This is a genomic window from Thermosipho sp. 1244 (assembly GCF_018588215.1).
Taxonomy (GTDB): domain Bacteria; phylum Thermotogota; class Thermotogae; order Thermotogales; family Fervidobacteriaceae; genus Thermosipho; species Thermosipho affectus.
Window position 1 is genome coordinate 219,859 of the sequence record NZ_LNGA01000023.1, and the last position, 26,966, is coordinate 246,824.

Below are 26,966 nucleotides of genomic sequence, written 5' to 3' on the forward strand. Positions count from 1 at the left end.
CATAGTTTACACCTCCATTTTGTGTGGGGAATTTTCTGGAATACCAATCTCATCATATTTTCCTCTCAAGTGTTCTACAACATGTACTCTTTGAGATTTAAGAGCTCTTTTTAAATAAGAAAATGCCTTCCAAGGATCTACATCATCACCACAGGTAAATAAATCCACAGCTGCATAACCATACTCAGGCCAGGTATGTATGGTCAAATGTGATTCAGAAATAACTACTACTCCACTTACTCCATATGGGAGGAATCTATGGAATGAGGAGTTTACTAATGTAGCACCAGTTTCGTATGCTGCATCTTTCATTGATTTTTCAATAACTTCAACGTCATCCAGTATTTCCTTATCACAGTCGTAAAATTCTGCTATAATATGTCTTCCTAAGCTTTTCATGTTAATCCCTCCCTTTCTTTTTTATTCAATATCAATCCAAATAAATTTTACTTTGGATTTATACGGATTTTTTATTTTATGCCTTCTATCGGCGCAATAATAAAAACAATCTCCTTCGTTTACTTTATATTTTTTTCCATCTAATATCAATTCCAGCTTTCCACTTATAACAAATCCGAATTCATCTCCCTCATGGGGTTCTTCTTCTTCAGTTTCAGAACCAGGCTCCATCTCAATTAACTTTGGATCAATTGACTTGTCTTCGATATTGTCCATTAAAATAAAACCTTTTATGCCTAATTCATCTAAATACATTGGAACTCTATCGCTCACTTTAAAAACTATCTTTTCTTGTTTTTTGTCTGTTGAGAAAAATGTTTTTAAATCACTTCCTAGAACTCTTAATATTCTTTCTAAAGTGTCTATTGAAGGTGAAACCTGGTCATTTTCAAGCTGAGATATGAAACTTCTAGAAAGATCACATCTATCTGCTAATTCTTCTTGAGTGTACCCCCTAGCCACTCTTAGAGTCCTTATTTTAGAGCCTAATTTCAACTTCCCACCCCGTTGATGTCTATAATACTAAACAAAAAATGTTTATGATACACAACATATTATATAACCTTTTCACTTTCTTTCAAGTTAATTTTGTGTAAAATGAAGGTAACGAAATATGGAGAGAATGTGTTAAAAATATCACTTATTAGGTTTTTGGGTGTTATAATTACAAAGAAGATGATGAGAGGAGGTTTGATAATGATATTATTTGGAACTGGTGGAATTAGAGGAGTAATGAGAGAGGGAGAATTTGACGAAAAAACAGTTATGGTTGCAAGTAAAGGTGTTTCTAATTATATGAAAGATAATAATTTAAAAAGTGTAGTTATTGCATACGATACTAGAAATAATTCAAAAAAATTTGCAGATTTATCTGCAAGGGTCTTTGCGTCAGATGGACACAAAGTTTTTTTATTTACACAGCCGGTTCCTACTCCTGTTTTATCGTTTGCGGTAAGGAAATTAAAGTGTGATATGGGGATTGTTATAACTGCAAGTCATAATCCACCTGAATATAATGGATATAAGGTTTATACTTTTGATGGAGTCCAAGCTATACCTAAAGTTACAAATGTTTTGGCAGATTATGTGGAAAAAGCATGGAATATGCCTATAGAACTTTCAGAAAATTTTGAATACGTCCAAGATGAATTGCTTGATCAATACATAGAAAAAGTAACCGGTTTAATTTCAACAGATTTAAGTGGACTTAAAATAGTGTATACACCGTTACATGGAACTGGTTTAAAACCAGTTATGTCTGTATTAAAAAAATTAGGTGCGCAATTAATACCTGTTTCGGAGCAGTGCACATTTGACGGAAATTTTCCCACTGTAAAATCTCCAAATCCAGAAGATGATGGAGCGTTAACTTTATTGAGAAAGTATATGAAAGAACATAATGTAGATCTTGGAATTGCAACTGATCCAGATTGTGATAGAGTAGGAGTTGTTTATAAAGGAATACGTTTAACAGGTAATCAAGTGGGAGTTCTTATATCTGATTACTTATTAAACTATGCAGATGAAGATAGTATGATAGTTAAAACTATTGTAACTACGGATATGGTGAAACCCATGTGTAAGGAAAAGGGAGTAAGGTTATTTGAGACACCAACGGGCTTTAAATATATAGGCTATCTTGCAGAAAATAGTAAATATAAATTTTTATTTGGTTTTGAAGAGAGTTGTGGATATCTTACGGGAGATCTTTCAAGAGATAAAGATGGAGTGATAGGTTCTGCGTTAGTTGCCGTGGTTTCAAAGAAATACGATTTATTAGATAAATTAGAGGAACTTTATCAAAAATATGGATATTACCAGGAAAAACTTTTAAACTTTAAATTTAAGAGTGTAAATATAGCCAAAGAAATTTATGGAAGAATAAAGAAAATGGATTTGGATATAATAGATTATTCAAAAGGATATGGTAATGTTGAACCTAACGAAACTATTCAAATAATGTTTGAGGAAGGTAAAATTTTTGTACGGCCTTCTGGAACTGAACCAAAATTGAAAGCATATGTTATGACCGTATCTGAAGACAAGGAAAAGTCCATAGAAAATTTAGAAGTGCTTGTAAGAAAGTTTAAAGATATATTAGAAAAAACGAAAGGGTAATTACCCTTTCGTTTATTTTTCCTCTTTTATAGATAATATTACTTGGATAAACGAATCGAAAAGAGGGCATAATTCTGGGAATTTACCACAAAATAGTTCCATTTCTGCGTTTATTATTTCCAAATCTTCTCTGACAATAGGCCCGGTTATAGTCTTAATTGTTCCGTAATTTTTGATATTTTCAATTGTATTTTTTAGCAAGCTTTCCATTACTTTAAAGAATAATTCTTTTGGTAATTTTGCATCATCATATATTTTTTCTGCAATATATATCAAAGAATGAGTAAAGTTACTCATTATTACCGCGGAGAGATGATAGTTAATTTTAGCATTTGTTGGTATTATAAAAGATATACCACCTAAAAGGTCCACTATTTTCTTTGCTAAATCTATATTTCCCTCTATCCCAAAAGGTACATTTGTAAATTTTGTATTTTCGTTTATTACTGGACAATTTGGATGGATAGACGCAGGCTTCCATTTTTTTGGAAAAATAGTTGAGGGGTAAAATCCACTAAAATGTATTACAGATGTATTAGTAGATATAAACTTTTCCAGCATATTTTTTGCTTCAGGAAGAAATGTATCGTTGTATCCTACTAAAACTACATCTTCAAACTTAAAGGAATCGTTATATGATACGGGAGTGCCCTTTCCAATTTTTTTTGAGAATATTTTTGCTTTTTCCTTGTTTCTTGATAAAATGTATCCAATTTCAACTTTGTCTTTTAAATTGAAAAGCAAGGCAGATGTAACTTTTCCAAGTCCTGCAACATTGATTTTCATTTTTATTTTCCTCCCTAAAATAAATTAACCAAAAATACTAAAAGAGGGCAGATTAACAATGCGGGCAAAAAATTTCCTACTCTAGTATCTTTAATTTCAAGAATTTTTAGCCCAATGCCTAATACCATAACACCACCTGCGGCTATTAAATCATTTAAGTAAGCGGGAGTAGTTAGAAATGATAATTTTGAGGAAAAGATAACCAATAGACCTTGAATAACAAGTACAGAAAAACCAGATAATAGTACTCCAAGGCCATAGATAGAAGATAGAACAATTGAGGAGATACCGTCTAAAAGTGATTTCATATAAATTAGTGAACCGTCATTTGTAAGTCCAGCGGTAATTGAACCTATTATTGTTAAAGGACCAACAAGGAATAAAAGAGAGGATGTAACAAAACCTGTAGAAAAATCTCCTTCTTTTATTGTATCACCTATCTTTTTCAGTTTGCCTTCTATATTTATAAGTTCGCCTATAATTCCACCTATTGCAAGCGATGATAGAACGATGAGGAAATTATTTGTCTTTAGGATCATTGTTAAAGATAAACCTATTGTTGATAATCCAACTGCGTAAAATAAAATATTCTGTATGTTTTTTGGAACCCCTTTTTTTATAAATATTCCAATAAGACTTCCTATAACTATCGAAATGGCATTTATTATCGGTGTAAAAATAACATATCCCTCCCTTTTGTCTATACCCTATTTATAAATTGAATTCTTTTAAGTATTTTTCGTAATACTTGTTTTGTATTTTAAACATTAATTCTGCATTAGTTGTGTCGTATTCATGGTCGTATCCACAACAGTGTAAAGAAGCATGTATTAAGACCATTAACAATTCTTTTTCAAATGAATTTGAAAATGTTTCGGCGTTTCTTTTAATAACATCTTCGCATATGTATATTTCTGCAAATAAATCATCATCTCCGTATACAAAGGTTAGCACATCTGTCTCCGTATCCTTTTTCCGAAAGGTGTTGTTTAGCTTTTTGATTTCTTCTTTTGAAACAAAGATAAGATTTATGTTTACTTCTTTTCCCAATTCATTTTTTGTAATTTCTTCAACTGTTTTGGTGTATTTTTTATCTATTTCCTTGTTAGTTGTTATCACTTGATTGCACCACCTTTTTAATTTCTTCTTTTGGATATTCTATTCTACTCTTTGTAATATTAATAATCACTTTTATAAATTCATCGATTATAAGTTCCAACTCTTTAAGGGTTAAACCAGATTCATCTAGTTGTTTTTCGTTGTATATACCAGATACAATTTCTTCGACTTTGTCTTTAATTCTTTGATAGTTTGAGGTGTTTATACTCTTTAATGCTGCTTCTACACTGTCTGCGAGCATTATTATTCCTGCCTCTTTGAATTGTGGCTTGGGGCCAGGATATCTAAAAGAATCTTCATCGACATTTTCTTCAAGTTCTTTTGCTTTAAAGTAAAAATATTTTTGTACTCTTGTTCCATGATGTTGTGGAATTATAAACTCTATTCTTAAAGGAAGTCTATACTTTCGTGCAAATTCAACACCAGATTTTACATGATCTTCCAGGATAATATGACTAAGAAAAGGGCTTATTTGATTGTGCGGATTTTGATTTTTGTCTTTCAAATTTTCAACAAAAAAATATGGACGTACCATTTTTCCAATATCATGAAAGTACGAGGCAACTCTTGCAAATGTAGAGTTTGCACCTATTCTTTCTGCAGCAGCTTCTGCAAGTGTTGCAACCATAATACTGTGATAATACGTTCCAGGGGCTTGTATGGATAGCCTTTTTAAAAGAGGATGATTCATATTTGCAAGTTCTGCAAGACCGATATTAGAATATATTCTTGAAAAATATTCTATATAGGGAAGTACTCCAAGAATTATGACAGTTGATACAAATGGATTTAGAATAGCATATATAAAGGTATATACGTTTAGATAAAAAGGTTTAAGTGGACTTTGAGCAACGACAAGTAGAATCGCCGTTAATGAAGTGAAAGTAGCAGCTTTTGCTATTTCAATTCTTCTTACAATGTTTTTTATTAGATAGTTCATAATTACAATTTGTGGGACAAAGAAAAATAGGGAGTAAAAATTTCCAAGATGAAATGAAAGAATTACACTTTGTAATATTCCTGCAGCTATGCCTACTTCGTATGTGGTAAGTAAGGTGAGAAGAAGCGATGAAATCAAAAATGGGGAAAGACTGACATCCCAATTTTTCATTGATGGATAAGTAATCAAAATTCCTATTATGAATAAAAAATAGAATGTGTATTTATAAATTTTGTGGAGTTTAAAATAGTAAATATATTTGAACAACAATTCAATAACCAAATACCATAAAAGAGTTAAAAAAATAAACTCATTTGTAGCTTTTACGAGATTAAAGTCGAATGAATTAATTATAATTACTGATATAAGCGAAACAACTATTCCTTCGAAGTCAATCTTTTTCATTTTTTTCCCCTTTTTCATATTTTTCGTATGCTTTGATTATCTTTTTTACAAGAGGATGCCTTACTACATCTGCTTCAGTTAAATGAACAAATTCTATCCCATCTATACTTTTAAGTATCTTTTCTGCCATCACCAAACCAGAATTTTCTTTTATGTCTATTTGTGTTATATCTCCGGTAATAATTGCTTTGGAACTAAATCCAATCCGAGTTAAGAACATTTTCATTTGTTCATAAGTAGTGTTTTGAGCCTCGTCTAAAATTATAAATGCATTGTTTAATGTTCTACCTCTCATGTAAGCAAGGGGAGCAATTTCAATAATATTCCTTTCCCTGTATGATACGAATTTTTCAAAAGGTATTAAATCAATTAAGGAATCAAATAAAGGTCTTAAGTAAGGATCTACTTTTTCAGATAAATCTCCAGGTAAAAAACCTAACTTTTCCCCAGCTTCAACAGCAGGCCTTGTGAGTATTATTCTATTTATTTTTCCGCTTTTTAAGTAATCTACGGCAAGCGCAGATGCCAAATAAGTTTTTCCAGTACCAGCAGGGCCTATAACAAAAACTATATCATTTTTCTCAACGGCTTCTATGTACTTTTTTTGTCCTCTTGTTTTTGGTTTTACCCTACCACGGATAATAGTTTTCGTGATAACTTCAGTTAATATTTCAGAGTTTTTTTCTGTTTCCTTTTCCGATACCAAATATTCAAATTCTTGTTTATCCAGTAAATGTCCTTCTCGTGTAATATTTATCATTTCATTTATTATGCCTTCAACGATTTTTATGTTTTCTTCATTTTCCCCCTTTAAAAAAACTTCATTTCCCCTAACAGATATATCAAGTCCAAACTTCTTTTCCAAATATCTAAGCCTATTGTCATACTGACCAAAAATTTCGACTATGAATATATCTTTTGGAATTGTTATTTTTTTTATCACTCATGCACCTCACTTTTGTTTTTCTAAGTTAGTAAATAAAAAATTTCCCTATCCCCCAAGTGTCTTTTTTAAATTATACCACATAATTTATTAAGAGTTTTTTCTACCAAAGTTGAGACTCTCTCTTCGGGTTCAATTTTGGAAATTATCTCTTTTACCTTCCTAATTACTATTGTTTCTGCATGCCTTTTTTGTCTTTGTTTTTTTCTTGTATTTAGCTCTCCATTTTCTTTGAATTTATTTAATAAATCATTTATATTTTCTAAAAGCTGTTTAATTCCTTTTCCAGAAGTAGCAATAGTTTCAACGATTGTTTTTTTAGAATTTGAGAGTGATAAGATATGTTCAAGTTGGATCTTTAAAGATGCTGTTCCGTCTAAATCTGCTTTATTTATAACATAAATATCACCAATTTCCATTATTCCAGCTTTTAACAGTTGAATTTCATCTCCTGCTCCTGGCGAAAGTACGAGTGTAACTAGATCAGATACGTTTACTATATCAATTTCACTTTGGCCGGCTCCTACAGTTTCAATTAATATATAATCAAATCCAAATGCATCCATTAGTTTTATCACGTCAAAAATACTTTCGTTAAGACCTCCAAGACTATTTCCACTGCCCATACTTCTTATGAAAACACCTTTGTCAAGGAAGTGTTTTTTCATTCTTATTCTGTCACCCAAAAATGCACCGCCGGTAAAAGGGCTTGTAGGATCTACCGCAATTACCCCAACGGTTTTTTCTGTTGCTCTAATTTCTGAAATTAGAGCATTTACTAAAGAACTTTTTCCCGCTCCTGGGCTTCCAGTAATTCCAATAACAAATGAATCATTTGTCCATAAATCGTCGACAAAATTATTTTCAGTATTATTTTCAACGTAAGTTATAAGCTTTGCAAGTGCTCTCTGATCTTTTTGTTTTAATTTTTCTAAGAGTTCTTTCAATTTTTAACCTCCGTAAAGAAATTTTGTATTTTTTCAACGATTGTGTTTAAGGGTGTCCCAGGTCCGAATACTTCTTTTATCCCCATCTTCTTTAATTCAACTGCGTCGTTTGCTGGAATTATACCACCAACAAAAACAGGTACGTTAAAATCATTTTCTTCCATTAATTTTAGTATTTTTTTACAGATACTCATATGTGCTCCGGATAATATGGAAAGCCCGATTACATCCACGTCTTCTTGTATAGCAGATTGAATAATTTGTTCTGGAGTTTGTCTTAATCCCGTATATATAACTTCCATACCAGCGTCTCTTAATGCTTTTGCAACAACTTTTGCGCCTCTATCATGACCATCAAGTCCTGGTTTTGCAATAAGTACCCTTATTTTTTTTTCCATTTTCCCCCTCCTATTCAAGTTCGATTAATGCTTGTCCTGTGTCGACATTATCTCCTTCTTTTACGAGGACATTTTTTACAGTTCCTCCTACCTCGGCTATAATTTCATTTTCCATTTTCATGGCTTCTAAAATTACAACTTTGTCACCAGGTTTTACATTTTGGCCTTGGGAGATTAACACTTTTAAGACAAGCCCAGACATAGGGGCGTTAATAGTATGACTACCTGAAGATGATTTCTTTGGTTCAATTTTTTCAGTTTCAGGTTTAGATTGCGTTTTTTCCTCTACTGTTGGTGTTTTTACGTTTTCTACATTTGATGGTGTTTTTTCTTGCAAAATTTGTGTGTGAGCTTGTAAATCCTCAACTTCTACTATGTATTCTTTTCCATTTACCCTAACTTTGAACTTTTTGACCATCCTTTTACACCTCTCCATCCAGTTTTTTTCCAGATAGTCCAACCTCTATTTTCATTTTTTTTATATATTTTCTTTATTGTTACTGAACCTAACATGCTGTATATTGCAGCCATAATTGCTGCTATTTCTTCTTCTTCTTCTTCATTATTTAAAGTTAAGTCCTCGTGTGATTCTATTTTTTGAGGCAATTTTATTGCAGCTTTTTTTGAGAAAAATCCAAATAGTAAAAAGACAAAGTACAGTATCGTAAAAACCAAAAAAACTGTTACTAATCCTATAATGGTTATTATAAGCATTCATTTCACCTCATAATGGAATGTTTCCATGCTTTTTCTTTGGTCTTGGTTCAACTTTTGTTTTGCCGTATTCAATTGATTTAGCTATCCATTTTCTTGTATTCCTTGGATCAATTATTGCATCGATGTAACCTCTTGACGCGGCAACGTATGGATTTGAGAATGCGTTTTTATATTCTTCTATCTTTTTAATTCTCATTTCCTCTGGATTTTCGGCATTTGCTATTTCTTTTTTGAAAATTATATTTGCTGCTCCTTCAGGCCCCATTACTGCGATTTCTGCGGTAGGCCATGCGGCTACAAAGTCTGCACCTAGATGTTTACTACCCATTGCAATATAGGCACCACCGTATGCCTTTCTCAATATTATGGTAATTTTCAATGTTGTGGCTTCACTATATGCGTATAACATCTTTGCACCATGTCTTATTATTCCACCGTGTTCTTGTTTTGTTCCTGGGAGATATCCAGGTGTATCTACAAATGTGATAATTGGAATATTAAAGGAATCTAAGAATCTTATAAACCGTGCAGCTTTGTCTGAAGAATCTATATCTAGAACACCGGCAAATACGTTGGGTTGGTTTGCAACTATACCGACTGGATATCCATTAATTCTTGCAAAGCCTACCACTATATTTTTGGCAAAGTGTTCGTGAACTTCAAGAAATTCTCCATTGTCCACTATTTTTTTGATTACATTTTTTACGTCATAACCTTTTTTAGAATCGGAAGATACTATATTAAGTATTGAATCATCAATTTCAAGGTTACCGCCACTTGATATTTCTGGCTCTTCCATGTTGTTTTGCGGAAGGTATGACAAAAGATTTTTAATTAGTAGGATGGCATCTTCTTCAGATTTTGCAATGAAGTGTGCGTTTCCACTTTTTGAGTTGTGAATAAAAGCTCCCCCTAAATCTTCTTTTGAGATTTCTTCTCCTGTTACGGCTTTGATAACATTTGGTCCGGTTATAAACATTTGGGCTACTTTATCCACCATTATAACAAAATCTGTAATGGCAGGTGAATAAACAGCACCACCGGCACATGGTCCCGCTATTAAAGTTATTTGTGGTATTACACCAGAAGCGAGTGTATTTCTAAAGAATATTTCTCCGTAACCATATAGCGAATCTACACCTTCTTGTATTCTGGCACCACCTGAATCATTTATACCAATTATCGGGATTCCCATTTTAAGGGCAAGATCCATTATTTTGGCAATTTTTTTTGCGTGCATCTCACCTAAGGAACCACCCATAACGGTAAAATCTTGTGAAAATACGGCGACTGGTTTTCCGTTAATTTTTCCAATACCTGTTATAACTCCATCTGCAGGTAATTCTTTTTTATCTAATCCAAACTGTGTGTTTCTATGTTTGACGAACTTGTCAATTTCTTCGAATGTTCCTTCATCAAATAAGAGTTGTAATCGTTCTCTTGCTGTTAGTTTTCCATTTTTGTGTTGTTTTTCAATTTGTTTTTCTCCTCCACCTTTTTCTATTTTTTCTTCCATTTCCTTTAGTTTTTTAATTAATTCTTCCATGTTTTTTCCTCCTTTTAGTGATTACCTTCAACTAATTCCAATAATATTCCACCAGTGGTTTTTGGATGAATGAAAAGAACCTTTGTTCCTCCTGCTCCTTTTTGTGGTTCTTCTGATAGAGGTTTTAATCCCATTTCTTTTGCAAGGGATATAGCTTCATTTATACCGGATACATTTACAGCTATATGATGTATACCTTCTCCTTTCTTTTCTAAAAATTTAGAAACTTCCGAATTTTCATTTATTGGTTCTAAGAGTTCAAAGCGTGTTTCTCCTATTTTCACAAAATAAATCTTTAATCCTCTTTCTGGTATTGTTTCTATATGTGTAACTTCAAGCCCCAAAAAATTCTTATATAAATTTAATCTTTCTTCTGCGTTTTTGACAACAATACCAATATGATCTATTTTGTTTGTTTTCAAACTAATCACCTCCGGTTAAATTGTAACACCGGTTTTTTATATTATCAAATTTCAAAATTATTGATTAAAGCCATCCAAGTATTTTCATAGTCCTTTTAGTAAATGATTTAAGAGCTTTTTTTTCAACATCAGTTCCGCTGTATAATTCTTTGAATTCATCTGGTGAGAGTTGATTTAGTTTTACTTTTGTTTTTGCAATGGCAGTTTCAGTGTATGACTCGTTTAGTATGGATTCTATTCCTATAACTTCGTTTTGTTGAAGGATTTCTTCAAATTCATTGTATATTATTTTCACTTCACCTGATTTAATTACATAAATATATGTTCCATTTTCTCCTTTTTCAAAAATTTTACTTTCTTGATTTAATTCAATTGTTTTCATTTTGCATCACCCCAACGTATTTAGCGATATCTGAGTAAAATATCCACATTATATTTCCCTCTTCTTTGTATACTAATGCAAGTAAATTAAGTGCATCATGACAAATTTGTAAATTGTCGGAATAATGTAGTAATATCTTTTTACATAATAATTTTGTTATATATCTATCACCAATTGTTGAATAAACTTTTTTGGCTGTATCCAAAATTAATTCTGCTCCAGATTTTGAATCTGGGAATTTTTTTATAAAGTTTTTTATATAATTCACCTTTGTTATTAATTTCGAATCGTCTATATTTTCTATTAAATGTAAGGCTGCTTCTTCATCATCTGGAAGTTCACCCACACTTAGCGATAATAACGTTTCCATATGTTCAATTACATTATCCAGATTTTCATCTTCTATTATGAAATCTTCAAGAGAAAAGTTTTTTTCCGTGTTTTCCTTCCTCAAGTTTATTAACTTTCTTAGAATATTTTCAAATTCTTCCGATAAAGATACTTCTTCAATTTCAGATTCTTCTATTGCTGAAATATCACCGGACAATGGAATTTCCAGTAGATATTCTGAAACTGCTATATAATCTCCTGCTTCTAATATTACAGGTCCTGATTTTTTCATTTCTCTTACTTTACCCGATTTTAATACGTATAGTTTTCTTGGGATTTCATTTACTGTAAATATTATTCCTTGGACTTTCAAATTTTCACCTCTTTACTTTTAATCTTTTTTTTCCTTTTTTGTCTACAGATCTTCGTTTACGCCTATTAACCAAACTAAATTCATCGTGTTGGGTGTTGATTTTTTCCAATTCTTTTTTAGATTGTCTTTCTGTTTCATCTGAAAGCCTTTGAATGTTTAACGTATAGATTATTGTCTGTTCAAAGATCCTTGACATCATTTCGTCAAACATTCTGTATGTTTCCTTTTTAAACTCTATTATCGGATCTTTTTGTCCGTATGCCCTGAGACTTACTGCTTCTTTTACATGTTCAACTTCTTCAAGGTATTGTCTCCAGTTTTCATCAATTACCCTTAATGCAATAAATTTTCCTATTTTGTGGAAATCTTCACCAAATTCTTTTTTCTTTTCTTCAAACTTTTCGATTATTTTGTTTTTCAAAAATTCTTTTAATTCTTCTCTTGTGTCTGGTATCTCTCCCGTTATATTTACAATTTTTAGACTTTCTTTTATTTTGTTGACATCACAAACACTTTGTTCGCAAAATTCTTCTAATCTTCTTTCTGTAAAATCTTCAATGGCATCTTTAAAGTGCTCATCTATATTTCCTGAGAGTAAATATTCTCTGTAGCTATAAATGGCTTTTCTTTGGGCATCCAATACAGTATCCATTTGTAGAAGATTTTTCCTGATACCAAAATTTATACTTTCTACTTTCTTTTGTACTTTTTCAATGAGTTTTGTGAGCATTGGGTGGTAGATTGGTTCTCCTTTTTCTATTTTGACTATGTTCATTATTTTTTCTAATTTTTCACCACCAAATATCCTTATTAAATCATCTTCGAGTGATAAGAAAAATATGGATTCACCTGGATCACCTTGTCTTCCAGCTCTACCCCTTAGTTGGTTATCGATTCTTCTACTTTCATGTCTTTCTGTTCCAATTATTAAAAGTCCGCCAAGTTCTTTAACGCCTGGGCCAAGTTTGATATCTGTTCCCCTTCCTGCCATATTCGTTGCAATTGTTATTGAATTTTTTTGACCGGCTTTCGAGATTATCTCTGCTTCTTTTTCATGATGTTTGGCATTAAGAACGTTATGAGGTATGTTTTCTTTTTTTAGCATTTTGCTAAGTCTTTCACTTTTTTCTATAGAGGTAGTTCCTACAAGTACAGGTTGCCCCTTTTCGTACCTCTTTTTAATTTCATTAACAACTGCTTGGAATTTTTCTTCTTGTGTTCTATATATCAAATCGTCTCTATCTTTTCTTATCATAGGTTTGTGTGTTGGAATTACAACAACATCCATTCCATAAATTTGCTTGAATTCTTCCTCTTCTGTTTTTGCAGTCCCGGTCATACCGGCAAGTTTTTCATACATTCTAAAGTAGTTTTGATAAGTTATAGTTGCATAAGTTATTGATTCTTCTTTTATAGAAACACCTTCTTTTGCTTCGATAGCTTGGTGGAGACCTCCGCTATACCTTCTTCCTGGAAGAAGTCTTCCTGTAAATTCATCGACAATTATAACTTCTCCTTTATGGATAATATAATCTACATCCTTTTTAAACAAATATTGTGCTTTTAATGCGTTTAGTAAAAAATACATCTTGTTTACATGTTCAGGGTCATATAGGTTGTTGATATTTAACAATTTTTCCACATGTTCAATTCCTTCGTCGGTCAATATAACCGTTTTTTTCTTTTCATCTACTGTAAAATGTTTGTCTTTAATTAGTTTTTTGGCAATTTGGTTAAATCTTTTATAATCTGAGGCCTTTGTCTTGGATGGGCCACTAATTATTAGGGGAGTTCTTGCCTCGTCTATTAAAATGCTATCTACTTCATCGACAATGGTGTAGAAATGTCCCCTTTGAACTCTATCGGAGAGGTCTATGACTAAATTGTCCCTCAAGTAATCAAAACCAAATTCCGTATTTGTTCCATATGTAATATCGCATTGGTATGATTCTTTTCTACTTATTTCTTTTATTTCTATCTCAAATGCAAGGGTTGCATTTTTTACTTTCTTTTCTTCTGGTAAAAATTCATCGGAAAAATCTAATGGCCATACACTTAAGTTTTCTTTAACAGCATTTTCAAAAGCTTCTTTGTTTTTCCAGATAATTTCGTACGATTTGTTTTGTGTGTTTATTATTCCTACTCTTAGTCCCAAAGCAAGATATATAGGTCCCATCCACATAGCATCTCTTTTGGCAAGATAATCATTTACAGTTACAAGGTGTACACCTTTTCCCAAAAGGGCATTTAGTACAACTGGCATAGTTGCTACAAGTGTTTTTCCTTCGCCGGTTTTCATTTCGGCAACTTTACCATCGTGTAATACCATTCCACCAATAAGCTGCACATCAAAAGGTCTTAATCCAATGGTTCTTTTTGCAACTTCTCTTACTATTGCAAAAACTTCATATAGATAATCATCTATGGTTTCTTGGGTAATTTCCTTTTTTATTTTGTTTATTCTTTCAATTAATTCACTAAATTTTGAATTTTCTAAGTTTATTTCGTTGATTTTTTTTACATTTTTCCAATATTTTTTTAAAACTCTTTCATTCTTATCAAATAATTTCACAGTTTTTCCTCCCTTTGAACGATTTCATCAAATATCAATTTCCCACCTTTTGAATAGATAAAAGTGGGATTATTATATATTTTTGATAATTGATGTTTTATATCATTTATTTGAATTAGTGGGCTATTTAAAGAAAGTGTAAGTATATATGCAGGTGTTATCCTTAAACCGGCCTTAATTAGTCCGTGACAAGAACCGAAAATTACAACAGAACCTCCTGCATTTATTTCTGAACCCACATGTACGTTTCCAACTAAAATAATATTTCCATTGTGAGTTATTTTTTGACCGGATCTTAGATTTTTAATGAGAATGATAGTCTTCTCTTTTTCTTCTTCTTTATTTTCTACAGTTATATTTTTTTCATCGAATTCATCAGTTATTATAGCTTTAGTTTTGATATTATATTCTTCTAATTTTTCTATTATTTTTGGAACATCGCAAATTTTTTCCTTTAAATTTTTCACTTTTAAAAGTACTTTTTCTCTGCCATCAAAAAAGTGTTTGATTTCTTTCATTTTTGAATCAATATTTGAGAGTAAATTTTGAATTTTATCGTACTCATCAATGTAGAAAACAATATCGGATTTAAATGCTTTTAAGTCAAATGACAAAACACTCCCCCCTTAGAAGACAATGTCTTCTATTTCATCAATCCATTCTCCTAAATCTAATTTTTCAAATGTTTTCAAATGTTTTTTTAGATCAAAAAATACGTTTCTAAATGTTATTTCTTTGTTACCTGAAAATATTTCAAGTGAGCATTCTAATAGAGCGGCAAAATAATCTGCAATTCTAACTATTTGACCTTCAAAGGTAGAAAAAGGGTCTGAAACCATATTTTCGTACTTTTTCAAATATGAAATTTTTGGATTTTCCTTTAACCATTCATTGAACATTTCTTTTTCTACCATGGATACCAACATGTCTAATTCTTTTGTTTTTTTCTTGGTTGGAGTTATAACATCTCCAGTAAAAGCTTCTGGTAAGTCGTGTAATAGTGCTCTTTTTATTATGTTTTCAACACTATCTTTTTCAAGATTTAACAGTTTTGCTATTATAAATGAAATTGCCACAACAATGAAAGAATGTCCTGCAACGGTTGTTTTTATGTTTCTATATATCCTATTCCACCTTACCATGGATACCATATTCAGTGCAATTGAAAAAAATATTTTTGGTATATCATCTGGGAAGTTATTATTATATTTATTAAGTTTTTCTTCAAGTTCAAAAATGGGTTTTTTAAAATCAAAAACTTTATCGTTTACTTTTGCTTCAAAAAGACTTGTGTAAATATCTGCAAATTTATCAATTGGTTCAAATTTTTCGTCTGTAATGTTATCTAGTTGGTCTTTTTCTACTATGTTGTATAGATCTTTGAATGCTCTGTTTCTTACTTTTTCCCAGACATCTGGAGAAAGTCTTTCTACGCGCTCTTTAAGTTCAAGTGAAACATCTGAAAGTACAAGTTTGGGTAGTATTCTACTCATTCTCCATTTTACCGCTTTTTCGATTTCCATATTGTAGTATTCTCTTAAGGCGAATGAAATTAAAAGAGTAGAATAAGCATTGTCAGCTTCGGAAAATTTTATAACTGCTGGTTTATTATTCCATCTTTGTATTGTAAATAAATTTCCCATCATAAATATTAATTTACCGATTCCCAATATTCTCCCTCCTTTGAAAATATTGTAACACATTAAATTCTTATTGTTTCAAAATAATTGTCTTTAAGATCAAAAAAAAGTAATTTATTTACGAGTGCATCTTCAAGATTTCCAGATAAAATTTTTATTGCTTCCGAAACTTGAAATGATGCGGTAATTGAAACGGCAGGTGGAAATACTTGTGGCGTTGTCGGAAAAACATACCCCTTTAATATATTTGATAAAGACTTTGTAACATTTGGTAAGATTACGGTTATTTGTCCAGAAAATCTTTCTACAGCGCCATGTATTAGAGGAATATTTAATTTGTGTGATAAATCATCCAGTATAAGTCTTCCTTCTATATTATCTAGACAGTCAAATATCAAATCAACTTTTTTGGAAAAGTTTTTTGTTATTTTTTGTGCAAAGATTTCAACGTTGCAATTTGGATTGATCCTTTTTAATTTTTCTTTTGCGATTATAACTTTTTGTTTGTTTACGTCGAAATAATCAAATAGTATTTGACGATTTAAATCTGGTGGATCTATACTTTTTGGATCGTATACAACGATGTTTTTAAAACCGAGTCTAACTAGCAATTCCAAATTGGTTGAACCTAACCCACCTGCACCTGCAACCAAAATTTTTTTACTTAATATGTTTTTATCAATTAGTTTTTCATGTCTTGAAATTAATTTTTTCATAATATTATCCCCCTCCAACTGGTATTAATATTATTAGTTCTCCGTCTTCTATGCTTTCTTTGTTTAGGATATTTTCACCATTATTTAGGATTACAACAGATACTTTAGTTTTTATTTTGTCGTTTAATAGTAAGAAAGTTTTTTCATTTTCTATCAAAAACGATATTTTCTTATGTATTTTTCGGCTAATTTGTTTCGAAATTTCATCGAGTGTACCAAAATTTACTTCGATTGTATTTACTCCAATTATATTTCTGGCAGCTCCTGAAAATTTTATTTTCATACTTTTCCTCCTTATTTGATATATTCCTGTTAATATTATATAATTTTTCTGGTGATTTATATGATAGTTGTTTTTAGTGATATCCATGGTTGTTTCGAACAATTTAAAAGGTTAGTTAATTATATTGAAAGAGTTTACAGTGATATAAAGTATATATTCTTAGGTGATCTTATTGATAGAGGTAATGATTCTAAGAAAGTTGTGGACTTGGTTTTAGAGATAAAAAATAAAGTGGTACTTTTGGGTAATCATGAAGAAATGATGTTAAGATACATGCAAGGGAAACCGTCTAGTTGGCTTTCTCAAAACAATGGTGGGTTAAAGACATTGAAATCTTTTGGCAAAAAACTAAACAATTATATTCCTTTTTTCCAGGAACTTAGTTTTATACACTTTGAAAAGATAAAAGATTTTAATTTTGTATTCTCTCATGCAAATATATCAATGTCGTTTCCGCTAAAAGAAGCCTTAAGTTTTGAAGGAAATTTTTGTGAGTTTTTAAAAGAATATAATGTATCTTTAAAGGGGAGCAATATATGGTATAGAGTACCAGAATATATAGATGGATATGTAGTTGTGCACGGTCATACCCCCGTAAATGAACCTGTTGTTTTGAAGAAGGATGGAAAAATTTATGATATTAATATAGATACAGGATGTGTTTATGGCGGCAATTTGACGGCTATGATTATTGAAGAAAATATAACGTTTATTAACGATAATCTTAAATATTTGGAGGGGAGAATATGAGAGTTGTTGCAATAATAAATTTATTGATTGTAACTTTGATTTGGGGATTAACTTTTCCCATACAAAAGATGATTTTACCAAATATTTCTCCTTTTGCGTATAATGCGATTCGATTTTGGATTGCGACTTTACTTTCGTATTTTATTTTTGGAAGAGGGAATAAATACGGTATAATTTTAGGTGTTGTGTTAGGAATATCATATGCAACTCAAACTTGGGGACTTTCAATAACTACATCTTCAAAAAGTGGATTTATTACCGCATTTTACATAATGCTTATTCCAGTGTTTTCGTATTACATAGAAAAAAAGAAACCATCAAAAATTCAAGTCTTTTCATTTTTGATTGCTATTGTTGGTGAATATCTTCTTTCTGGAGGTATTAATAGTATAAATATTGGTGATATTCTTACGTTTTTCTGTGCTATTTTTTATGCTTTACATGTTGTTTTAGTAACACACTATTCCAAAAAGTCTAATGAAAAGGACTTGTTAACTTCTCAGTTTTTTATGGTAGCTTTGTTAAATACTTTATTTGGAATAAAAGGTACTTGGAATTTTAGTTTAAACGTTTTGTCTGTTGCCTTGTTTACTGCAGTTTTTGCCACTATATATGCGTTGATTGCACAAGCAAAATACCAAAAAATTGTAGGAAGTAATACAGCTGCATTAATTTTTGTTGGTGAGCCGATTTTCACAACGCTTTTTTCAATTTTACTTTTATCTGAAAAACTTTCACTAATGCAAGTATTTGGGATGATTTTAACTTTATTGGCTTTGATTTTGACTATAATCCCCAAGAAATTTTTAGGATTTTTAAGAGAAATGTAGAATGATTAGAATGAGGAGGGAAAAGATGTTTAATACGAATTTTGATACATTAAAGATTGCAATGGATGTGGCCTTGAAAAGACAAGAAATACATTCACAAAATATTGCAAATGCAGAAACTCCAAATTATAAAAGAAAATATATAGTATTTGAAGAATTATTAAGTGAATCGAAGATGAAGTTAAAATTAAAAACTACTTCTACTAGTCATATAACTAATATTAAGGAAAATATAAATCCTATCTTGAAGATACAGAAAAACACATCCTTAACTAATGATAAGAATAACGTAGATATTGATGTCGAAATGGCTGAGATGGTTAAAAATGCTTTAAAGTATCAAACACTTTCTAGACTTATGAGTGCGAATATTGAAAGGTATAACACAGTTGTAAGAAATATTAGATAAGGAGGATTTGTATGAACGAATTTAATATAATGACAATTGCTGCAACAGGTATGTCAGCTCAAAGATTGAGAATAGATGTTATTACAAATAATCTTGCAAATTCTGAAACTACACGTACAAAAAATGGGGAACCGTATAGAAGGAAGGTTCCGGTCTTTCAAGAATTAGTTAGGAATATTAAAGGTAGGGTGGAAAATGGAGGAGTTATTGTTAAAAAAATATACGAAGATCAATCTCCTTTTAGAATAGTTTACGATCCTACTCATCCGGATGCGGATGAAAATGGTTATGTGAAATTACCAAATGTTAATGTAGTAAGGGAAATGGTTGATATGATAAATGCTCAACGTGCGTATGAGGCAAATGTTACTGCTTTTAATACCACTAAAGCGATGATTAATAGTGCGCTCCAAATTGGGAGGTGATTTGAATGATAGATAAGGTAAATGGAATAGGAAATTATGGAAATCTAAAACCAAATTCTTTGAAAAAGCAAAATAGTGATTTTACAAAAATATTGAATGATGCTATAAAAAGTGTTAATCAACAGCAAAGAAAGGCAGAACAAATGGCAGACGATTTTGCCACAGGAAAGATAAGTAATATACACGAAGTAATTGTGGAAGCTGAAAAGGCATCAATTTCACTTAGGCTTACTGTTGAGGTAAGAAATAAGATAGTAGATGCGTATAAAGAGATAATGAGGATGCAATTTTAAAAAAGGCTTCGGAAATTCCCGAAGCCTTTTTTTATTCTACCTTTATATCTATAATTTTCTTTTCTTTTTCTACTTTTTTAGGAAGTTCAATTTTTAAAACACCATCGTTAAATTTAGCGCTTATTTTTTCTACATCTACATAATCTGGTAATACAAATGCCCTTTCAAATTGACCTTCGACTCTTTCGATAACTCTGTAGTTCTTGTTTTTATCTTCTCTGTTAAATTTTCTTTCTCCCTTTATTATTAAGACTCCATCTTCTATTGTTATTTTTACATCATCCTTTTTCATTCCAGGAAGTTCTGCCTCAATTACGACTTCATTTTCCGTTTCATATATGTCCACTTTGGGGAAGTGAATTCTGGAATTTCTTGAAGGTTCCATGAAATCTTCAAATAATCTATCAATTTCCCTTTGAAGCTCTACAAATGGATCAAAGTAACCTCTTCTTGCTAACATAGTTTCACCTCCTTTTTTATTTACTATTTTCTGATTGTTGATTACCATTTTGTTTGTATATATATTCACCTATTTTGTTTTTCTCCCTATCAAGCTCGTCAAACAACATCTTTATTCTTGGTATATCGTTTTTGTTTATAGCATCTCTTAAGTCTTTTACTAAGTTTTCAAGTTTTTGTTTTTCGTCTTGAGGAATCTTATCACCATATTCCTTTAGAGATTTTTCTATGTAGTATGCAAGGTCGTCTGCTTTGTTCTTTAATTCCACTTCTTCCCTTCTTCTTTTATCTTGTTCTTCAAATTTCTTTGCATCTTCTATTATTTTGTTAATGTCATTTTCGGAAAGTTTATGTCTTCCAGAGACAACCATAGATTGTTCTTTCCCAGTCCCTAAATCCTTTGCAGAGACATGTACTATACCGTCGCTATCAATGTCAAAAGTAACTTCAATTTGAGGAACTCCTCTGGGAGCAGGTGGAATTCCAACTAATCTAAAGCTACCAAGCAATATATTGTCTGCTGCAATTGGTCTTTCACCTTGATATACTCTAACTTCTACTTCAGTTTGACCATCTTCTGCTGTTGTAAATACTTTACTCTTCTTGATTGGTATTGTGGAATTTCTAGGAATAATTGGCTCAAATAATCCGCCTTTTACTTCAATTCCCAATGTTAATGGAGTGACATCTACTAGGACAATATCTTTACCTTGTGCACCTTCTTCGCCAGCTAATATTGCTGCTTGAATAGCTGCTCCGACTGCAACAGCTTCATCGGGATTTACTCCTTTATTTGGTTCTTTTCCAAAAATTTCTTTGATAAAGTTTTGTACCATAGGTACTCTTGTCATTCCGCCAACCAATATTATTTCATCAATATCTTCTGGTCTAAGTTTTGCATCTGATAAAGCTTGTTCTATAGGTTTTCTCGTCATTTCCACTAAATCTCTAGTAAGAGATTCAAACATTGAACGTGTTAGTCTCATTTCAAGATGCAACGGACCTTCTGCGGTAGCTGTTATGTAAGGAAGACTTATATCGGTTTCTAACTTACTTGAAAGTTCAATTTTTGCTTTTTCAGCTGCATCTCTTAACCTTTGTAATGCTTGTTTGTCTTCTCTAAGGTCAACACCATGTTGTTTTTTGAATTCTTCAGCTAACCAGTCAATTATTTTTTGATCAAAGTCGTCTCCTCCAAGATGGTTATTACCAGATGTTGCGATTACTTGAATAACTCCATCCCCTATTTCAAGGATCGAAACGTCAAATGTACCACCACCTAAGTCGTATACCAAAACTTTCTCTTCTTTTCCTTTTTTGTCGAGACCATACGCAAGTGCAGCGGCTGTAGGTTCGTTTATTATTCTTAAGACTTCAAACCCCGCTATTCTTCCAGCGTCTTTTGTTGCTTGCCTTTGTGCATCATTAAAATATGCAGGACATGTGATTACCGCTTTTTTTATTTCGCCACCCAAATATTCTTCAGCATCTCTTTTTAACTTTTTTAATACAAATGCACTAATCTCTTGTGGGGTGTATTCCTTGTCGTCGATCTTTACTTTGTAATCTGTTCCCATTTTCCTTTTAATTGATTTTAAAGTCCTATCAGAATTCAAGATTAATTGTCTTTTGGCAGGTTCGCCAACCAATATTTCACCCGATTTACTAAAAGCGACTATTGATGGTGTAGTTCTTGTGCCTTCAGCATTTGGAATAACCTCAACATTTGAATCTGGTTTCATCCATGCGATTACACTATTTGTTGTTCCCAAGTCTATACCTACAACGTATTCTTTCTTATTTGCCATTTTTCCACCTCCCAGTTTATATTATATGATATTAGCACTCTGTTGTCAAGAGTGATAATATAAAATTCTAAAAAACAGGAAGGCGCATGAATAAATGCCTTCCTGTGTGTTAATTTGTTGTTTACTTAAAATTATAGCAAACGTAACTTTTAATTGTTATCGATTGTTGAGGATAATTTTACTGCTGTACCATATGCTAATATTTCTGCGGCACCACTCATTACTGCAGCGCTGGAAAATCTTATTGACACTATAGCATCGGCTCCTAGCTTTTCTGCTTCGTCGATCATCCTTTCTATTGCTTTGTTTCTTGCTTCAGTCATCATTTCTGTATAGGATTTGATTTCGCCGCCGGCCAATGTTTTAAATGCTGCGGCTATGTCTTTCCCAAGATGTTTGGAATGTACTATGTTTCCCATGACTACTCCCAATATTTTTGTTATTTTGTACCCTGGGACTTTTTCTGTGGTAGATATTAACATAATGTTCTCCTCCTTTAATTTTTTATAAATTTTATAATTTCATCAATAACTTTTGCATCAACATGATTTTCGATTAAGTATGCATTTGGTGTTTTTTCACCTGGTATAAATAAATGAGTTAATCCATTAAAGAGTATAATTTTGGTATTGTTAGTTAAGTGTTCTTTGAATATGTTGTAGTCTTTTAAAGTTACTTGATAATCATTTTTTCCGAAAAGTATTAAAGTTTTTACCTTCCCTAAGTATTTTAATGGGTTATAGTTGCGTAAGTCATACCAATATTTTGCTTTTGCGCCTAATACAAATTCGTCATTTGGTATTTTATTTTCTTTAAGTTTCTGGAGTTTTTGTAATATTTCATTACTTGTATTTTGGAGAAATTTTAATTGATCAATTATTACATCTTCTAAATTTCTTGCAGGTGGGGCAAGCAATATTAATCCTGAAATATTATCATTTATTGTTGCAATGTATGGGGCTACATATGCACCAAGGCTATGTCCAAGTAGATATATCTCTTTGTAGTTATAATCCTTGAGTAATTTTATTGCTTTTAGAACATCGTTTATTACTTCTTCTTTAATGGTTATATTTTCATTTGCTTGATACAAAGTTCTTTTGTTATATCTTAATACTGCTATATTGTTACTTGACAAGGCATATGCTATATCTTTAAATATTTTGTTTGGTCCAATTGTTTCGTCCATATCTTGTGGTCCTGAACCATGTATTAAAATTACCGCGTATTTTGTGTGCTCTTTTGGAATTGTTAATTTTCCTGGAAGATCACCAACTTTTACATCTTTTTCCGAAAATTTATCACTTTTAACGTATTGTGGTATTTTATATTCTACATTTTGCGCAATGGAGAAAAACAAGCCATCGATTTTTCCTTCTTTGTTTAGAGTGATAGATATATTTAAATTGCTTTTTTTAAACTTAGATGTGAATATGAAGACTTTATATGGTGGTTTTTCTATTATTTGAAATTTTACTATCTTTTCAAAATTTCCGTATGTTGACGTTATTTGCTGCCATATTTTTTTTATTTTTTCTATTGGAAGATGTTGTTTCATTGTATTGGATGATAGATTGTACGCCACTTTGTAGTTTTCATTTACAAGTGCATAAAAATAATTGTAAGCTATTTTTTCAAAATTTGATGAAAATAAAAAAGTTGAGAAGATTACAATAGAAATTACCCATCTTTTCATTTTTACACCTCCTTATTTTCAAATAAGTAATACGAAAAGGACAAAAGTATTATTCCAATTAAAGTTAGTGATGTTGAATATGTAAAGTCTATTGTGGATTCTTTAAAAATTTTGTAGCCAAGAATATATTTATAGGTGTTAAGAAAACTTATGGGTCTTAAAAATCCGAGGGTAGTTGAAATACCTAGTATTGCAAAAGAAGTTAGCAAGGGTTTAACTTGATCGTTAAAAATCACAGAGAACATAAAAGATATGGAATACCAGAAAAATGCACCGATAAAAGAGTGTATAAAAAATTTTGTAGTTGTCTCAAAAGAAAGTGTTTTATTTGTGATTATAGAGTAAATATAGGGAATGTAAGATAGAACAAAGATTTCTATAAAAAGTACAATAAAGCTGACGATAAGCTTGTTGTAGAATATATTTTTTCTTGATTTTCTTACAAGTAAAAATGAAATTGTTTCATTTTCAAATTCCCTTGAAAATAGTGGAAATGAAAGTATTATACCAATTATAGGGATTATTTGACCAAAATTTTTCCCAAACCACTGTGATAATATGTAAAAATCCCAATTTTTGAGTTTTTCAACAAAATTATTTCCTACAAACCTCTGGATAACCTCTGAGTTTTTGTTTAGAAGATCTATCACAAAATTCTGAAATGGTGCAAGTGAAAAAAAGAGTATTAACATTACAACAAAGGTAAAAATACTTCTAGTTTTCATGTCCATCCATTCTTTTTTCATAACTTTCCCCCCTTTACAAGAGCCTCAAATATTATTTCAAAAGTTGCAGGTTTTATATCCCCTTTTGCATTTTCTTTCTTGCAAAGGATAATTTTTTCGTTGTCGGTTTTTTTGTATAAGAATCCTTTTATATTTTCGTTAGTAATACATAAAACATATTTTTCCTTAATGTTATCCATGTAATCGTATTCGACAATTTTTCCATTGGACATAATTGCAATTTTGTCTGCAATTTTTTCTACTTCAGAGAGTATGTGACTTGTTAAAAATACAGTTTTTTCTTCAAATGATAGTTTTCTGATGATTTCGATTACTTTTTTTTGCATTAGAGGATCAAGTCCCCATGTAGGTTCGTCAAAAAAATATATATCGACGTTTTCAGATAATACAATTGCAAGGTATAATAATGTTGTCATTCCATGTGATAGTGTTGCAATTTTTTCATTAAGCGGAAGTTGAAATTCATTAACAAAAAACAATGATTTTTCAAATGAAAAGTTTGAAGAAAGTTCTTTGGTTATTTCCAACAATTTTTTTACTGTTAAATATTTGTATAATTCTTTTTTTTCGGGAAGATATGTATATGTTCCATTGAGTATGATTTCTCCTTTGTCTTTTTTCCTTAAGTTTAATATGCACTTTAAGGTTGTTGTTTTACCAGCTCCATTGGGACCTAAAAGTGCGAATATTTCACCTTTGTTTACTTCAAATGAGATATTATCTACCGCTTTTTTTGAACCATATGTTTTTTTAAAATTTTTAACTTTTATCAAGGAAATCACCCCCTCTAATAAATTCACAAATTTCATTTATTGAAATTCCGGCCTTTAGGCATTTTTTAACAATTTCAGATAGTTCTTGTAGTATTTCCATATTAAATTTTTCCAAAGAATCCTTTATTACTATATATCCCTCACCGCGAACTGCTTTAATGACATTTTCATTGACTAATTCTCTGTACGCTCTTGCAACAGTGTTTATATTTACATTTAGGTCATCAGCTAATTTCCTTATAGAAGGAAGAAAATCACCGTTTTTTAATCTACCCTTTAAGATTTCAAGCTTTATATTTTCAACAATTTGTTTATATACAGGGACGTGAGATGAAAAATTTATACTGAACCACATATTACACCTCCTACACTGTAATATTATAATATTACAGTATGCGTAAGTCAAATAAAAAAATCCAAGTAATCCTTAAGGATTACTTGGATTTATACAATTTTGGCGTATTATTGTAAATTTTCAATTATAACGGCAGTGCCCATACCTCCACCGATGCATAATGTGGCAAGCCCATATTTTAAATTCCTTTTTTTCATTTCATATAACAATGTTACTATTATTCTGTTTCCACTTGCACCTATTGGATGACCAAGGGCTATTGCGCCACCATTTACATTTGTCCTCTCAAGTATCCATTCTTTGCTTACACCAAATTTTTCGCTCCATAATTTTATTACCGCAAGACTTTGTGCTGCAAATGCTTCGTTTAACTCTATTAGTTCTATATCTTCCATCTTTAAATTTGCTTTTTTGAGTACTTTTTCCGTTGCTGGGACAGGGCCAAGTCCCATTTCCATTGGATCCACTCCTGCCTGTGCCCATGCTATTATTCTTGCAAGTGGCTTTAAATTGTTCTTTTCAACGTATTTTTCAGATGCAAGTACTATAGCACTTCCTCCATCGTTTATACCGCTTGCATTTCCCGCGGTTATTGTGCCGTCTTTTTTAAACGCTGGTCGTAACTTTGAAAGTTTTTCAAGTGTTACGTCAAGCCTTGGATGTTCATCTGTATCAAAAATTTTAGTTTCTTTTTTTGTGATTATCTCTACTGGAACAATTTCGTCTTTAAATTTTTTTTCCTCTATTGCTTTTTTGGTTTTCATTTGACTTTCATATGCAAACTTATCCTGTTCTTCTCTTGAAATTTGGTATTTTTCCGCTAAGTGTTCTGCGGTAAGTCCCATGTGTATGTTGTTAAAAACGTCGGTAAGTCCATCAATTATCATGTGATCTATTACTTCAAAATTTCCAAACTTTACCCCATATCGTGCTTTTGAGGGGAGTAAATAAGGAGAAGCAGACATGTTTTCAATACCCGCGGCAAGAACAAGATCAGCCTCTTTTGAAACGATATCAACTGCTCCTATCATAACAGCTTTCATGCCGCTGCCACAAAGCATATTGACGGTATACCCGGGTTTTTCCTTTGGAATACCTGCATATATTCCCACTTGCCTACCAGGTCCCATACCTTGTCCTGCAGTAAGAATAGAACCAACGATAGTTTCGTCAAAATCTTCTTTTGGGACGTTTGCCTGTTTAATAGCCGCCTTAGCAGCTATTGCCCCAAGCTTTGGTGCAGGTATATCTTTTAAACTCCCCGCAAATGTACCTATCGCTGTTCTTTTTAGTCCGAGTATGTATACCATTATATCCCTCCTAGTT

At 31.4% G+C, this 26,966-nt stretch carries 34 protein-coding genes; 6 read left to right on the forward strand and 28 right to left on the reverse strand.

The features are described from left to right. Positions 1–6: 6 nt before the first annotated feature. The gene (gene speD, locus AS157_RS06185; RefSeq protein WP_077198446.1) at positions 7–399 is read right to left on the reverse strand and encodes an adenosylmethionine decarboxylase; all 393 of its coding nucleotides are present in this window, start codon (positions 397–399) and stop codon (positions 7–9) included. 21 nt (positions 400–420) lie between these two features. Then, positions 421–954, reverse strand: a complete 534-nt coding sequence (locus AS157_RS06190) for a helix-turn-helix domain-containing protein (RefSeq protein WP_075666146.1) — start codon at positions 952–954, stop codon at positions 421–423. Between the two features lie 201 nt (positions 955–1,155). On the opposite strand from AS157_RS06190, the gene AS157_RS06195 reads away from it, so the two are divergent. Then, positions 1,156–2,577 (forward strand): phospho-sugar mutase, encoded by a 1,422-nt coding sequence (locus AS157_RS06195; RefSeq protein WP_077289556.1) that lies wholly within the window; start codon positions 1,156–1,158, stop codon positions 2,575–2,577. A 12-nt stretch (positions 2,578–2,589) separates the two neighbouring features. Here the strand turns inward: AS157_RS06195 and AS157_RS06200 are convergent, their stop codons facing one another. From AS157_RS06200 to AS157_RS06285, 18 genes are all read right to left on the reverse strand, one after another. Continuing rightward, the gene (locus tag AS157_RS06200; protein WP_077289557.1) at positions 2,590–3,363 is read right to left on the reverse strand and encodes a Rossmann-like and DUF2520 domain-containing protein; all 774 of its coding nucleotides are present in this window, start codon (positions 3,361–3,363) and stop codon (positions 2,590–2,592) included. A 14-nt stretch (positions 3,364–3,377) separates the two neighbouring features. Continuing rightward, positions 3,378–4,067: a DUF554 domain-containing protein gene (locus AS157_RS06205; protein ID WP_352039433.1), complete on the reverse strand. Its 690-nt coding sequence runs from the start codon at positions 4,065–4,067 to the stop codon at positions 3,378–3,380. A gap of 7 nt (positions 4,068–4,074) precedes the next feature. Then, the gene (gene ybeY, locus AS157_RS06210) at positions 4,075–4,482 is read right to left on the reverse strand and encodes an rRNA maturation RNase YbeY (RefSeq protein WP_077289559.1); all 408 of its coding nucleotides are present in this window, start codon (positions 4,480–4,482) and stop codon (positions 4,075–4,077) included. Continuing rightward, positions 4,469–5,827 carry an HDIG domain-containing metalloprotein gene (locus AS157_RS06215; RefSeq protein ID WP_077289560.1) on the reverse strand — a complete coding sequence of 453 codons (1,359 nt, stop codon included), beginning with the start codon at positions 5,825–5,827 and terminating at the stop codon, positions 4,469–4,471. The genes ybeY and AS157_RS06215 overlap by 14 nt, the downstream gene beginning before the upstream one ends. Further along, positions 5,814–6,770, reverse strand: coding sequence for a PhoH family protein (locus AS157_RS06220; protein WP_077289561.1), 957 nt, complete (start codon positions 6,768–6,770; stop codon positions 5,814–5,816). The genes AS157_RS06215 and AS157_RS06220 overlap by 14 nt, the downstream gene beginning before the upstream one ends. 68 nt (positions 6,771–6,838) lie before the next feature. Beyond that, entirely contained in the window at positions 6,839–7,717 is an 879-nt protein-coding gene (gene meaB, locus AS157_RS06225; protein ID WP_075666153.1) for a methylmalonyl Co-A mutase-associated GTPase MeaB, read from the reverse strand. Next, positions 7,714–8,115 (reverse strand): cobalamin B12-binding domain-containing protein, encoded by a 402-nt coding sequence (locus AS157_RS06230; RefSeq protein WP_077289562.1) that lies wholly within the window; start codon positions 8,113–8,115, stop codon positions 7,714–7,716. Before AS157_RS06230 ends, meaB begins: the two co-directional genes overlap by 4 nt. 10 nt (positions 8,116–8,125) lie before the next feature. Next, on the reverse strand, positions 8,126–8,533 hold the full coding sequence (locus AS157_RS06235; RefSeq protein ID WP_077289563.1) for a biotin/lipoyl-containing protein: 408 nt from the start codon (positions 8,531–8,533) through the stop codon (positions 8,126–8,128). Next, the gene (locus AS157_RS06240) at positions 8,506–8,829 is read right to left on the reverse strand and encodes an OadG family protein (RefSeq protein WP_214494997.1); all 324 of its coding nucleotides are present in this window, start codon (positions 8,827–8,829) and stop codon (positions 8,506–8,508) included. The genes AS157_RS06235 and AS157_RS06240 overlap by 28 nt, the downstream gene beginning before the upstream one ends. A gap of 10 nt (positions 8,830–8,839) precedes the next feature. Then, entirely contained in the window at positions 8,840–10,378 is a 1,539-nt protein-coding gene (locus AS157_RS06245) for an acyl-CoA carboxylase subunit beta (RefSeq protein ID WP_077289565.1), read from the reverse strand. 14 nt (positions 10,379–10,392) lie between these two features. After that, the gene (gene mce, locus AS157_RS06250) at positions 10,393–10,800 is read right to left on the reverse strand and encodes a methylmalonyl-CoA epimerase (protein WP_077289566.1); all 408 of its coding nucleotides are present in this window, start codon (positions 10,798–10,800) and stop codon (positions 10,393–10,395) included. Between the two features lie 64 nt (positions 10,801–10,864). Further along, positions 10,865–11,182, reverse strand: a complete 318-nt coding sequence (locus AS157_RS06255) for a cyclic nucleotide-binding domain-containing protein (RefSeq protein ID WP_077289567.1) — start codon at positions 11,180–11,182, stop codon at positions 10,865–10,867. Beyond that, positions 11,169–11,885, reverse strand: a complete 717-nt coding sequence (locus AS157_RS06260; protein WP_077289568.1) for a hypothetical protein — start codon at positions 11,883–11,885, stop codon at positions 11,169–11,171. Before AS157_RS06260 ends, AS157_RS06255 begins: the two co-directional genes overlap by 14 nt. A gap of 4 nt (positions 11,886–11,889) precedes the next feature. Beyond that, on the reverse strand, positions 11,890–14,457 hold the full coding sequence (gene secA, locus AS157_RS06265; protein ID WP_077289569.1) for a preprotein translocase subunit SecA: 2,568 nt from the start codon (positions 14,455–14,457) through the stop codon (positions 11,890–11,892). Continuing rightward, on the reverse strand, positions 14,454–15,071 hold the full coding sequence (minC, locus tag AS157_RS06270; RefSeq protein ID WP_077289570.1) for a septum site-determining protein MinC: 618 nt from the start codon (positions 15,069–15,071) through the stop codon (positions 14,454–14,456). Before minC ends, secA begins: the two co-directional genes overlap by 4 nt. 12 nt (positions 15,072–15,083) lie before the next feature. Further along, positions 15,084–16,127 carry a YfbR-like 5'-deoxynucleotidase gene (locus AS157_RS06275; RefSeq protein ID WP_077289571.1) on the reverse strand — a complete coding sequence of 348 codons (1,044 nt, stop codon included), beginning with the start codon at positions 16,125–16,127 and terminating at the stop codon, positions 15,084–15,086. Between the two features lie 32 nt (positions 16,128–16,159). After that, positions 16,160–16,813: a HesA/MoeB/ThiF family protein gene (locus AS157_RS06280; protein ID WP_077289572.1), complete on the reverse strand. Its 654-nt coding sequence runs from the start codon at positions 16,811–16,813 to the stop codon at positions 16,160–16,162. A gap of 4 nt (positions 16,814–16,817) precedes the next feature. Further along, positions 16,818–17,096, reverse strand: coding sequence for a hypothetical protein (locus AS157_RS06285; protein ID WP_077289573.1), 279 nt, complete (start codon positions 17,094–17,096; stop codon positions 16,818–16,820). 60 nt (positions 17,097–17,156) lie between these two features. Here AS157_RS06285 and AS157_RS06290 point away from each other — a divergent pair, with 60 nt between their 5' ends. Genes AS157_RS06290 through fliE form a run of 5 tightly spaced genes read left to right on the forward strand, consistent with a single transcriptional unit; the run spans position 17,157 to position 19,803 of the window. Further along, positions 17,157–17,846: a metallophosphoesterase family protein gene (locus AS157_RS06290; RefSeq protein WP_077289574.1), complete on the forward strand. Its 690-nt coding sequence runs from the start codon at positions 17,157–17,159 to the stop codon at positions 17,844–17,846. Further along, the gene (locus tag AS157_RS06295; RefSeq protein WP_077289575.1) at positions 17,843–18,676 is read left to right on the forward strand and encodes a DMT family transporter; all 834 of its coding nucleotides are present in this window, start codon (positions 17,843–17,845) and stop codon (positions 18,674–18,676) included. Before AS157_RS06290 ends, AS157_RS06295 begins: the two co-directional genes overlap by 4 nt. A 25-nt stretch (positions 18,677–18,701) precedes the next feature. Beyond that, entirely contained in the window at positions 18,702–19,085 is a 384-nt protein-coding gene (gene flgB / locus AS157_RS06300; RefSeq protein WP_077289576.1) for a flagellar basal body rod protein FlgB, read from the forward strand. A gap of 11 nt (positions 19,086–19,096) precedes the next feature. Further along, positions 19,097–19,510, forward strand: a complete 414-nt coding sequence (flgC, locus tag AS157_RS06305; protein ID WP_077198458.1) for a flagellar basal body rod protein FlgC — start codon at positions 19,097–19,099, stop codon at positions 19,508–19,510. Between the two features lie 5 nt (positions 19,511–19,515). Beyond that, positions 19,516–19,803 (forward strand): flagellar hook-basal body complex protein FliE, encoded by a 288-nt coding sequence (fliE, locus tag AS157_RS06310; protein ID WP_077289577.1) that lies wholly within the window; start codon positions 19,516–19,518, stop codon positions 19,801–19,803. A gap of 31 nt (positions 19,804–19,834) precedes the next feature. Here the strand turns inward: fliE and AS157_RS06315 are convergent, their stop codons facing one another. The 8 genes from AS157_RS06315 to AS157_RS06350 all read right to left on the reverse strand — a co-directional run bounded on the left by AS157_RS06315 (position 19,835) and on the right by AS157_RS06350 (position 26,950). Continuing rightward, positions 19,835–20,263 (reverse strand): Hsp20/alpha crystallin family protein, encoded by a 429-nt coding sequence (locus AS157_RS06315; RefSeq protein WP_077289578.1) that lies wholly within the window; start codon positions 20,261–20,263, stop codon positions 19,835–19,837. A gap of 16 nt (positions 20,264–20,279) precedes the next feature. Beyond that, on the reverse strand, positions 20,280–22,070 hold the full coding sequence (gene dnaK / locus AS157_RS06320; protein ID WP_077289579.1) for a molecular chaperone DnaK: 1,791 nt from the start codon (positions 22,068–22,070) through the stop codon (positions 20,280–20,282). A gap of 149 nt (positions 22,071–22,219) precedes the next feature. Then, positions 22,220–22,552 (reverse strand): YbjQ family protein, encoded by a 333-nt coding sequence (locus tag AS157_RS06325; RefSeq protein WP_077289580.1) that lies wholly within the window; start codon positions 22,550–22,552, stop codon positions 22,220–22,222. A gap of 14 nt (positions 22,553–22,566) precedes the next feature. Next, positions 22,567–23,766 carry an esterase EstD gene (gene estD / locus AS157_RS06330; RefSeq protein WP_077289581.1) on the reverse strand — a complete coding sequence of 400 codons (1,200 nt, stop codon included), beginning with the start codon at positions 23,764–23,766 and terminating at the stop codon, positions 22,567–22,569. Between the two features lie 2 nt (positions 23,767–23,768). Further along, the gene (locus AS157_RS06335; protein WP_077289582.1) at positions 23,769–24,512 is read right to left on the reverse strand and encodes an ABC transporter permease subunit; all 744 of its coding nucleotides are present in this window, start codon (positions 24,510–24,512) and stop codon (positions 23,769–23,771) included. Beyond that, positions 24,509–25,294 (reverse strand): ABC transporter ATP-binding protein, encoded by a 786-nt coding sequence (locus AS157_RS06340; protein ID WP_352039429.1) that lies wholly within the window; start codon positions 25,292–25,294, stop codon positions 24,509–24,511. Before AS157_RS06340 ends, AS157_RS06335 begins: the two co-directional genes overlap by 4 nt. Continuing rightward, positions 25,272–25,640, reverse strand: coding sequence for a GntR family transcriptional regulator (locus AS157_RS06345; protein WP_077289583.1), 369 nt, complete (start codon positions 25,638–25,640; stop codon positions 25,272–25,274). The genes AS157_RS06340 and AS157_RS06345 overlap by 23 nt, the downstream gene beginning before the upstream one ends. A 107-nt stretch (positions 25,641–25,747) precedes the next feature. Further along, positions 25,748–26,950, reverse strand: coding sequence for an acetyl-CoA C-acetyltransferase (locus AS157_RS06350; protein WP_077289584.1), 1,203 nt, complete (start codon positions 26,948–26,950; stop codon positions 25,748–25,750). Positions 26,951–26,966: the final 16 nt, after the last annotated feature.

Excerpts from the sequence above, each read along its gene's own strand:
- estD (WP_077289581.1), bottom strand. The coding sequence starts at position 23,766 with ATGAAAAGATGGGTAATTTCTATTGTAATCTTCTCAACTTTTTTATTT.
- fliE (WP_077289577.1), top strand. The coding sequence starts at position 19,516 with ATGATAGATAAGGTAAATGGAATAGGAAATTATGGAAATCTAAAACCA.
- AS157_RS06255 (WP_077289567.1), bottom strand. The coding sequence starts at position 11,182 with ATGAAAACAATTGAATTAAATCAAGAAAGTAAAATTTTTGAAAAAGGA.
- dnaK (WP_077289579.1), bottom strand. The coding sequence starts at position 22,070 with ATGGCAAATAAGAAAGAATACGTTGTAGGTATAGACTTGGGAACAACA.
- AS157_RS06285 (WP_077289573.1), bottom strand. The coding sequence starts at position 17,096 with ATGAAAATAAAATTTTCAGGAGCTGCCAGAAATATAATTGGAGTAAAT.
- AS157_RS06325 (WP_077289580.1), bottom strand. The coding sequence starts at position 22,552 with ATGTTAATATCTACCACAGAAAAAGTCCCAGGGTACAAAATAACAAAA.
- flgB (WP_077289576.1), top strand. The coding sequence starts at position 18,702 with ATGTTTAATACGAATTTTGATACATTAAAGATTGCAATGGATGTGGCC.
- AS157_RS06335 (WP_077289582.1), bottom strand. The coding sequence starts at position 24,512 with ATGAAAAAAGAATGGATGGACATGAAAACTAGAAGTATTTTTACCTTT.
- AS157_RS06350 (WP_077289584.1), bottom strand. The coding sequence starts at position 26,950 with ATGGTATACATACTCGGACTAAAAAGAACAGCGATAGGTACATTTGCG.
- flgC (WP_077198458.1), top strand. The coding sequence starts at position 19,097 with ATGAACGAATTTAATATAATGACAATTGCTGCAACAGGTATGTCAGCT.
- AS157_RS06280 (WP_077289572.1), bottom strand. The coding sequence starts at position 16,813 with ATGAAAAAATTAATTTCAAGACATGAAAAACTAATTGATAAAAACATA.
- AS157_RS06245 (WP_077289565.1), bottom strand. The coding sequence starts at position 10,378 with ATGGAAGAATTAATTAAAAAACTAAAGGAAATGGAAGAAAAAATAGAA.
- AS157_RS06230 (WP_077289562.1), bottom strand. The coding sequence starts at position 8,115 with ATGGAAAAAAAAATAAGGGTACTTATTGCAAAACCAGGACTTGATGGT.
- AS157_RS06295 (WP_077289575.1), top strand. The coding sequence starts at position 17,843 with ATGAGAGTTGTTGCAATAATAAATTTATTGATTGTAACTTTGATTTGG.
- AS157_RS06200 (WP_077289557.1), bottom strand. The coding sequence starts at position 3,363 with ATGAAAATCAATGTTGCAGGACTTGGAAAAGTTACATCTGCCTTGCTT.
- speD (WP_077198446.1), bottom strand. The coding sequence starts at position 399 with ATGAAAAGCTTAGGAAGACATATTATAGCAGAATTTTACGACTGTGAT.
- AS157_RS06195 (WP_077289556.1), top strand. The coding sequence starts at position 1,156 with ATGATATTATTTGGAACTGGTGGAATTAGAGGAGTAATGAGAGAGGGA.
- AS157_RS06290 (WP_077289574.1), top strand. The coding sequence starts at position 17,157 with ATGATAGTTGTTTTTAGTGATATCCATGGTTGTTTCGAACAATTTAAA.
- AS157_RS06240 (WP_214494997.1), bottom strand. The coding sequence starts at position 8,829 with ATGCTTATAATAACCATTATAGGATTAGTAACAGTTTTTTTGGTTTTT.
- AS157_RS06345 (WP_077289583.1), bottom strand. The coding sequence starts at position 25,640 with ATGTGGTTCAGTATAAATTTTTCATCTCACGTCCCTGTATATAAACAA.
- AS157_RS06215 (WP_077289560.1), bottom strand. The coding sequence starts at position 5,827 with ATGAAAAAGATTGACTTCGAAGGAATAGTTGTTTCGCTTATATCAGTA.
- AS157_RS06315 (WP_077289578.1), bottom strand. The coding sequence starts at position 20,263 with ATGTTAGCAAGAAGAGGTTACTTTGATCCATTTGTAGAGCTTCAAAGG.
- AS157_RS06235 (WP_077289563.1), bottom strand. The coding sequence starts at position 8,533 with ATGGTCAAAAAGTTCAAAGTTAGGGTAAATGGAAAAGAATACATAGTA.